Genomic DNA, 7,231 nt, shown 5'->3' with positions numbered 1-7,231 from the left:
CCCCCCCCCCCCCCCCCCCCCCCCCCCCCCCCCCCCCCCCCCCCCCCCCCCCCCCCCCCCCCCCCCCCCCCCCCCCCCCCCCCCCCCCCCCCCCCCCCCCCCCCCCCCCCCCGCGCCTGTCTCCCTCCCTAACCCTCAATGGAACGGAACCCCGTGGCTGATCTCAAAGTCGACACCGACGAATTGCGCGAAGCGTCTGTCACTCTCTCGAAGATTCGCCTCGATCTCGAGGATGCCAGTGGTGAGGTAGAGACGACCGCATCGGCAGTTGGTGACGACACGCTCGCCAACGCCGTTCGCAAGTTCGCCACCAGCTGGAACCAGCATCGTGGAGAGCTGGTCGAGCAGGTCGACAAGCTAGCGGGTCACCTGAACAACGCTGCGGAGAACATCGATGCAGTCGACCAAGCGCTAGCCGACAGCATCTAGGAGACGTCCGTTGTCCCGCAACTACGACTGGTCTGCACTCGAGGTCTACAGCGATCCGGTTCCCGGAGATCCCGGCGTGCTCACCACGCAGGTGGCCAAGTACCGCACGATCGCCGACCACATTCAGAACGGCGCAACGAGGCTCACGGCCATTGTGAACGACTACTCATCGCAAAGCGAGTTCGTCGACGCCTTCGCTGAACAGGCGGAGGAGGTCATCGGTCGCATCAAGAAAGCCGAGAAGAAGTACACCGGTTTCGCCGACGCGGTCGAGAGCTACATCGGGCCGCTCCGCACGGCTCGACAGGACTCCTACAACCTGCTCATGACCGCGCGAACGCTCGATGACGAGCTGGCGTACGCCATGAAGTGGCAGCGTCACTACGAGCAGGAATACCGGGATGCCGACGCGACCGAGCAGCCAGCCATCCAGAAGAAGATCGACCGCTATGCCGACGATGCGGCCGAGGCCCGCACGAAGTTGGACAGCCAGTACGCGCAGCTACAGACGGTGCTCGCGACCATGCACGCCGCCGCCCGCGCGGCAGCAGACGCCATCCAGGAGACCGGGGATGCGAGCGGTATCAACGACTCCGCCTGGGTGCAGTTCTGGGAGGAGCACGGCTCCACCATCGACACCATCATGTTCTGGGTTGGCGTCGTCGGCGCCGTGCTTGTCGTGGTCGCCCTGTTCATTCCGGGCCTCAACCTGATCGTCGCTGCAATCGGAATCGCCATTGCCATCGCGACGGTGGTGATCGCAGCGTGTCAGGTCTCGGCCGGAACGAAATCGGTTCAGGACGCGCTTCTGGAGATTGCCCTCGCCGTCATTCCGTTCGGCATCGGCAAGCTCATCAAGCCGGCGGTGACGGTTGCGCACGAAGCGGCATCCGCGACGTTGATGGCGAGTAAGGCGGCTCAGGGTATCGACGGCTACACGGTCGACTATGCCGCCGCCTGGTTGAGGTCGCAGGCCAACCTCGCCGCGCCGAACGCGCTGCAGAAGCTTTTGACCGGCGGGGCCGATGATCTCGCTCAGATGAACATGCTGCGCAATATGGCTCTGACGGTTGGCGGCGACGCCGGTAGTGCGGCAGCGAAGATCGACGCGCAGATGTGGAAGTTCGCACTCGAAGGCTCGCCCCTTGGCGATGTGTTCATGCCGTTTGCTCAGGAGTACCTCATCGACCCCATCGTCGACCCCATCGCCGACGCCGTTCTCGGTGACTTCTTCGTGCCACAGCCCGATTCGTGGTAAGCGCGATCGCGTGGGCAGACCGCCCGCGTATTCAGAGGCTCGCCATCGGGGTGATGCTGGTATCCACGGCCAACTTGTTCCAGTTCCTGCTGTTCGGGCCGCTGGGGGTCGTGGGCAATCAGATGCTGTACGTGTACGTCAACGGGTCGGCACCGCCGCGACCGCGCGTCCCCGGAGGAGACACTCGCGGCCCCGACTTTTGGTTCGGCCACTTCCTGACGACCATTCCTGCGTGGTACTTCCTCGTCACTGGTCTGGTCTATCTGGCTGTCGTCGTCGCCGTGACGGCTGTGCCGAGGCTGACGTTCGCCTCTTCGAGCGTCAAGATAGTCGGATGGAGGACGACCCCGGGCTTCCTAGCATCGCTTGGCGTGTTCTTTGCTCTGGGGATCAACGCCACCTCCCGGTACTACAACGAGCCGGATTCGCCGCTCGATCCATATATCCTCGGCGTCTACGCTGCCGCTGTAGGGGCTGCAATCTCCCTTGTGGCATTCCTGATCGCGCTGAGAGCTCGACGCGCCAGGCCAGGTAGGGCGTCACGGCGTCCAGCGCGAAAGGCAGTTCAGCGTGGTTGATCGAGTCGAGTATCTGATGGTGCGCCCGCCGGGCTGGGTGCACATCCCGATAGATGAGAAGGCTGGCGAAGCTAGCGCAGCATTTGCCCGAAGTGCCGCACGGTCGCTGCCCCCAGAGAAACGGGCGATGGCAGAGCGGTTCATTGTTCAGCAACTCACTGCTGCGGTAGCGCAGGCCGTCGACAACGGCGGCCAAGACCTGCTCTTTCCCGGGGACACGGTCGACGGGGCAGCCGTTCCGCTTTCGATCGTCGTCGCTCAGGCGCCGATTCCTGCAGGCTCGGCCTCAGCCCCACGGATGGAGGCGCTCACCTCATTCTCCATGCGGTCTGCAACATCGCAGATGACGTCCGTTGGCGGTGAGCCGGCAATACGCCAATTCGCAGAGATACCAGAACGAGTGGATGCGCAGGGCGTTTTCGAGGCACCCGCCACCCGCCGGGTGACCTATCTCGTCTGGTCTCCCGGTGAGTCGCCGCGACTGATGATGTTCGTCGGCACCATCATGCGTCTCGAGACGGACGAGGGTGCGGCGCTGGTCGAAACGCTGGAATTCCTCTTCGACACCCTTGTCAGCACAGTACGTTTCGTTGACGGGGACGAGGCAACAGCATGAGCGAGATCTTCATCGATCACCAGGCACCGTGGGTCGGCGTTCCGGAAGACTTTCCGGTCGCAGGCCGATGGGCTACCGCCGCCGATTGGGCGAACGAGCTCGTCGCCTTCGTGGCCGAACGACTCGGCGAGCCATCGGCAGAGCATCGGGCGCTCGCCGTCGAGTACCTCGAGTCGGTGGCCTTGACGAGAGAACAGCGAATGGCCAGCCGCGCCTATGTGGCGGTGGAGGCATGGGACGGCCGCATCTATGTCGTCGACATGGCGATTGTGCCCTCAGAGATGCTCGGTTCGATGGGAGTGGAGGAGTTCGCCGGAGCTCTGGATGAGTCGGCTGTCGAGAAGCCCTACGTTGAGCCGTTCATCTCCGACACGGGGGTGTCCGGTGTCCGGGTCTTCCGGTTCCACAACAAGAAAGAGCTCGATGGGCTTGTCGCTCGCATCGACTTCGTCTTCGCCGTTCCCGGCGGCATGGTTCGCCTTATGACGGCGACGACCGATCTGGTGGGCTTCGACCGGGTGCAGCCGCTGCTGACAGAGTTGGCGCGAACGGTCCGCATCGAAGTCTAGGTCTGGGTCAGACGCGTATCACGGTGCGTCGACGGCTGGGTTAGCATTGCTCACCTAGGAAACAGGCTGGAGGCTTGAATGTCGGACGGGAACAACCCCTTCCTCATCACCCCTCCTCCCGGGTTGCTGCCTCCGCCGCGCGAGGTGCAGGACGAGCCAAGCACCGCGACGCAGGGCGGTGACTCGGCGACTCGGCGCATCATCCCGCCGCGTGAGCCAGTGATCATCACGCCACCCGCCCCGCAGGGCATCCCGTTCACTACGCCGCCGGTCGCGCCGGTTGCTACTGCTTCGGCAGCGCCCGCCGTCGACAACGACGAGACACGCATCGTGCCGCCGCGCGGCGAGCTGGCTCCGTCATGGCGGCTCACGTTGCCCGACGGAAGCTCCGCCACGGTGACGACCGCCACCTTCATCGGCCGCAATCCCATCCGCACCGATGGCGATATCGCCGGTGACCTGCTCGCCGTTGCCGACACCACGAAGTCCGTGTCGAAGACCCACGCCGTCGTCGAGGTCATCGATGGTCGCCTCTGGGTGACCGACCTCAACTCCACGAACGGCGTCTTCGTCACCGCAGACGGCGTGGATGACGTGCACGCGGCCCCGATGGAGCGCACCGCGGTGCCGCCCGGCAGCGACATCGAGCTCGGCGAGTTCGTCATCCAGGCCGAGCAGGGCTGAGCGCAGGCGCCCCACGCCATCTCGCGACTTCGCGCTGACAATTTGTCAAGCGCCTAGAAGCACGATCTCTGCCTCCCTAGCGTTGGAGCATGGCACACCGTCATGCACACGACGGCTCGCGCGGCCACGAGCCGAGGCAGAAGAGCGACCTCTTCGATTGGGTAGCCGACTTCGATGACCCGGTCGTTACTGCCGCCACGGCGCCGCCGCCTGCGCCGCGGTTCCGGGTGCTTCCGCTGGCGCTCGGCGGAGGGCTGCTTGTCGTCGGCGCGACGTTGATCGCGGCCGTGGTGCGGCCCTTCGACATGGGGAACGGGTTGTTGCCGACTACCCCTCGCGTCTACGAAGCACCATCCCCGTCGCCTTCCGCAACCGAGGAGGCGCCGCCGCCGCCCTCGGTGCTGCCCGACGACTGCTCCGGACTCTACGGGCAGGCGATGATCAGAGAGTTCGAGCGCGAGTCGATGTTTATCAACATGGCCTGGACGGGCGCTCGCGAAGCCCCGGCGGGATCGTCGGATCCGGAGCTGATCGCGATGCTCACCGGGCGGCCCTCCCTTCGCTGCTACTGGCTCGACCCAACGGGTGGAACGCAGGATGCGGTGCTCACGGTTGCCAGCGAGGTCACGCCAGAGGAGTCTGCCGCCATCGCCGCGCGGCTCATCGCGCTCGGCTTCGGGCAGCAGAACGACATGGGAGGAGTGCGCTACTTCGTCGAGGCGAGGGTCGACGGCGAGGTCAAGGGCGAGTCCCACTTCCTGAGAGACGGGGTCTGGCTCGCCACCAACTGGTATGGCTTCGGTCCGTGGGGATACACCCGTCACATGGCAGAGAATGTCTTCGAGCGGTAGCTGCGCGCGCTGATGCGGGCGGCGATGCTAGATTTATTGGATGCTGTGCGCCCAGCTTCTTCTTAGCTGCCGCGACGAGTCCTAGTCTCAGGCCTCCCTCGTCGCGGAGTTCGTCGTGTTCGACGGTAACGGCCGGCAACCTTCCATAGGAGACAGCTGATCTATATGAACGAACAAGCACGACCGCGCACCCTGGCAGAGAAGGTGTGGGACGACCACCTCGTCGTCAAAGGCGAGGACGGCAATCCCGACCTCATCTACATCGACCTCCACCTCGTCCACGAGGTCACGAGCCCGCAGGCCTTCGACGGCCTCCGTCTCGCCGGGCGCCCCGTGCGCCGCCTCGACCTGACGATCGCGACGGAGGACCACAACACCCCGACGCTCGACATCGACAAGCCGATCGCCGACCTGACGAGCCGCACGCAGATCCAGACGCTGCGCAACAACGCGGCGGAGTTCGGCGTGCGCCTCCACTCGCTCGGCGACATCGAGCAGGGCATCGTGCACGTCGTCGGCCCGCAGCTCGGCCTCACCATGCCGGGCATCACCGTCGTGTGCGGCGACTCCCACACCTCGACGCACGGCGCGTTCGGCGCCATGGCCTTCGGCATCGGCACCAGCGAGGTCGAGCACGTGCTCGCCACGCAGACCCTTCCGCTCAAGCCGTTCAAGACGATGGCGATCACCGTCGAGGGCGAGCTGCGCCCCGGGGTGACGGCCAAGGACATCATCCTCGCCGTCATCGCGAAGATCGGAACCGGCGGCGGCCAGGGCTACGTGCTCGAGTACCGCGGCAGTGCCATCCGTGCGCTATCGATGGACGGCCGCATGACCATCTGCAACATGTCGATCGAGGCGGGCGCGCGCGCCGGCATGGTCGCCCCAGACCAGACGACCTACGACTACCTCAAGGGCCGCGCGCACGCGCCGCAGGGGCAGGACTGGGATGACGCGGTCGCCTACTGGAACACCCTGCCAACCGACGAGGGCGCGGTCTTCGACGCCGAGGTCTTCCTCGACGCGAACGAGTTGGAGCCCTTCGTCACGTGGGGCACCAACCCCGGCCAGGGCGCATCGCTGAGCGACTCCGTGCCAGACCCGTCGACGATCGTCGATCCCAACGAGCGCGCCGCGGCAGAACGCGCCCTCGAGTACATGGACCTGGCGGCGGGAACCCCGCTCAAGGAGATCCCGGTCGACGCGGTCTTCATGGGCTCGTGCACCAACTCGCGCATCGAAGACCTGCGCGCCTTCGCGAGCATCATCAAGGGACAGAAGAAGGCAGAGGGCGTTCGCGTCATGGTCGTGCCCGGCTCTGCCCGCGTTCGCATCGAGGCAGAGGCAGAGGGCATCGACAAGATCGTCACGGAGTTCGGTGCGGAGTGGCGCTTCGCCGGCTGCTCGATGTGCCTCGGCATGAACCCAGACCAGCTGGCCCCCGGTGAGCGCTGCGCCTCGACGAGCAACCGCAACTTCGAGGGCCGCCAGGGCAAGGGCGGGCGCACGCACCTCGTGTCGCCGCTCGTCGCGGCCGCGACCGCGATCCGCGGAACGCTCTCGAGCCCGTGGGACCTCAGCGTCGCCGACGGCACGAAAGAACCCGCACACCGAGCAGAAGAGGCGGCCGTCTGATGGACAAGATCTCGACAGTCACCGGCATCGGCGTGCCGATCCAGCGGTCCAACATCGACACCGACCAGATCATCCCCGCGCCGTTCCTCAAGCGCGTGACGAAGACCGGGTTCGACGACGCGCTGTTCTACCAGTGGCGCCAGGATCCGGAGTTCGTGCTCAACCAGGCGCCGTTCGCGGCGGCAGAGGGCACCGGCTCGCGCATCCTCGTCGCCGGCCCCGACTTCGGCACCGGCTCGAGCCGGGAGCACGCGGTCTGGGCGCTGCGCGACTACGGCTTCGTCGCCGTGCTCAGCCCGCGCTTCGGCGACATCTTCCGCGGCAATTCCGGCAAGCAGGGGCTGCTCGCGGCCCAGGTCGCCGAGGAGGGCATCGAACAGCTCTGGGCTCTCAGCGAGCAGGAGCCGGGGATAGAGATCTCGGTCGATCTGGTTGCCAGAACAGTGACCGCGGGTACTCTGAGTCTTACTTTCGAGATCGACGACTACACTCGGTGGCGCCTCCTCGAGGGGCTGGACGACATCGGCCTCACCCTCCGCGATGAGGCCGCAATAACGGAGTTCGAGGCTCGCCGGGAGAACTGGCGCCCGAAGACTCTCCCCGCTCGTTAA

General features: G+C 65.9%; 9 protein-coding genes. All 9 read left to right on the top strand.

Annotated features, from left to right (window positions below; all coding sequences use genetic code 11):
* The first annotated feature begins 138 nt into the window (after positions 1 to 138).
* On the top strand, positions 139 to 429 hold the full coding sequence (locus tag AC14A7_RS05960) for a WXG100 family type VII secretion target (protein ID WP_484007187.1): 291 nt from the start codon (positions 139 to 141) through the stop codon (positions 427 to 429).
* Positions 430 to 439: 10 nt separating this feature from the next.
* Positions 440 to 1,687 carry a hypothetical protein gene (locus tag AC14A7_RS05955; protein ID WP_484007185.1) on the top strand — a complete coding sequence of 416 codons (1,248 nt, stop codon included), beginning with the start codon at positions 440 to 442 and terminating at the stop codon, positions 1,685 to 1,687.
* Entirely contained in the window at positions 1,681 to 2,265 is a 585-nt protein-coding gene (locus AC14A7_RS05950; RefSeq protein WP_484007183.1) for a hypothetical protein, read from the top strand. The genes AC14A7_RS05955 and AC14A7_RS05950 overlap by 7 nt, the downstream gene beginning before the upstream one ends.
* Positions 2,266 to 2,392: 127 nt before the next feature.
* A complete protein-coding gene (locus AC14A7_RS05945) occupies positions 2,393 to 2,881 on the top strand; it encodes a hypothetical protein (protein WP_484007181.1) in 489 nt (162 codons plus the stop codon).
* Positions 2,878 to 3,450: a hypothetical protein gene (locus tag AC14A7_RS05940; protein ID WP_484007179.1), complete on the top strand. Its 573-nt coding sequence runs from the start codon at positions 2,878 to 2,880 to the stop codon at positions 3,448 to 3,450. Before AC14A7_RS05945 ends, AC14A7_RS05940 begins: the two co-directional genes overlap by 4 nt.
* A gap of 78 nt (positions 3,451 to 3,528) precedes the next feature.
* On the top strand, positions 3,529 to 4,134 hold the full coding sequence (locus AC14A7_RS05935) for an FHA domain-containing protein (RefSeq protein ID WP_484007177.1): 606 nt from the start codon (positions 3,529 to 3,531) through the stop codon (positions 4,132 to 4,134).
* Between the two features lie 89 nt (positions 4,135 to 4,223).
* The gene (locus tag AC14A7_RS05930; RefSeq protein WP_484007175.1) at positions 4,224 to 4,985 is read left to right on the top strand and encodes a hypothetical protein; all 762 of its coding nucleotides are present in this window, start codon (positions 4,224 to 4,226) and stop codon (positions 4,983 to 4,985) included.
* 165 nt (positions 4,986 to 5,150) lie between these two features.
* The gene (gene leuC, locus AC14A7_RS05925; RefSeq protein WP_484007173.1) at positions 5,151 to 6,620 is read left to right on the top strand and encodes a 3-isopropylmalate dehydratase large subunit; all 1,470 of its coding nucleotides are present in this window, start codon (positions 5,151 to 5,153) and stop codon (positions 6,618 to 6,620) included.
* Complete coding sequence (gene leuD / locus AC14A7_RS05920) at positions 6,620 to 7,231, top strand: 3-isopropylmalate dehydratase small subunit (RefSeq protein ID WP_484007171.1); 612 nt, start codon at positions 6,620 to 6,622, stop codon at positions 7,229 to 7,231. Before leuC ends, leuD begins: the two co-directional genes overlap by 1 nt.

Source organism: Conyzicola sp., from assembly GCF_057073975.1.
This window is presented reverse-complemented; position numbering and strand designations above follow the sequence as displayed.

Bases quoted from the DNA above. Each gene is read 5' to 3' on its own strand.
- AC14A7_RS05960 (WP_484007187.1), top strand. From the start codon at position 139: ATGGAACGGAACCCCGTGGCTGATCTCAAAGTCGACACCGACGAATTG.
- AC14A7_RS05945 (WP_484007181.1), top strand. From the start codon at position 2,393: ATGGCAGAGCGGTTCATTGTTCAGCAACTCACTGCTGCGGTAGCGCAG.
- AC14A7_RS05940 (WP_484007179.1), top strand. From the start codon at position 2,878: ATGAGCGAGATCTTCATCGATCACCAGGCACCGTGGGTCGGCGTTCCG.
- AC14A7_RS05935 (WP_484007177.1), top strand. From the start codon at position 3,529: ATGTCGGACGGGAACAACCCCTTCCTCATCACCCCTCCTCCCGGGTTG.
- AC14A7_RS05930 (WP_484007175.1), top strand. From the start codon at position 4,224: ATGGCACACCGTCATGCACACGACGGCTCGCGCGGCCACGAGCCGAGG.
- leuC (WP_484007173.1), top strand. From the start codon at position 5,151: ATGAACGAACAAGCACGACCGCGCACCCTGGCAGAGAAGGTGTGGGAC.
- leuD (WP_484007171.1), top strand. From the start codon at position 6,620: ATGGACAAGATCTCGACAGTCACCGGCATCGGCGTGCCGATCCAGCGG.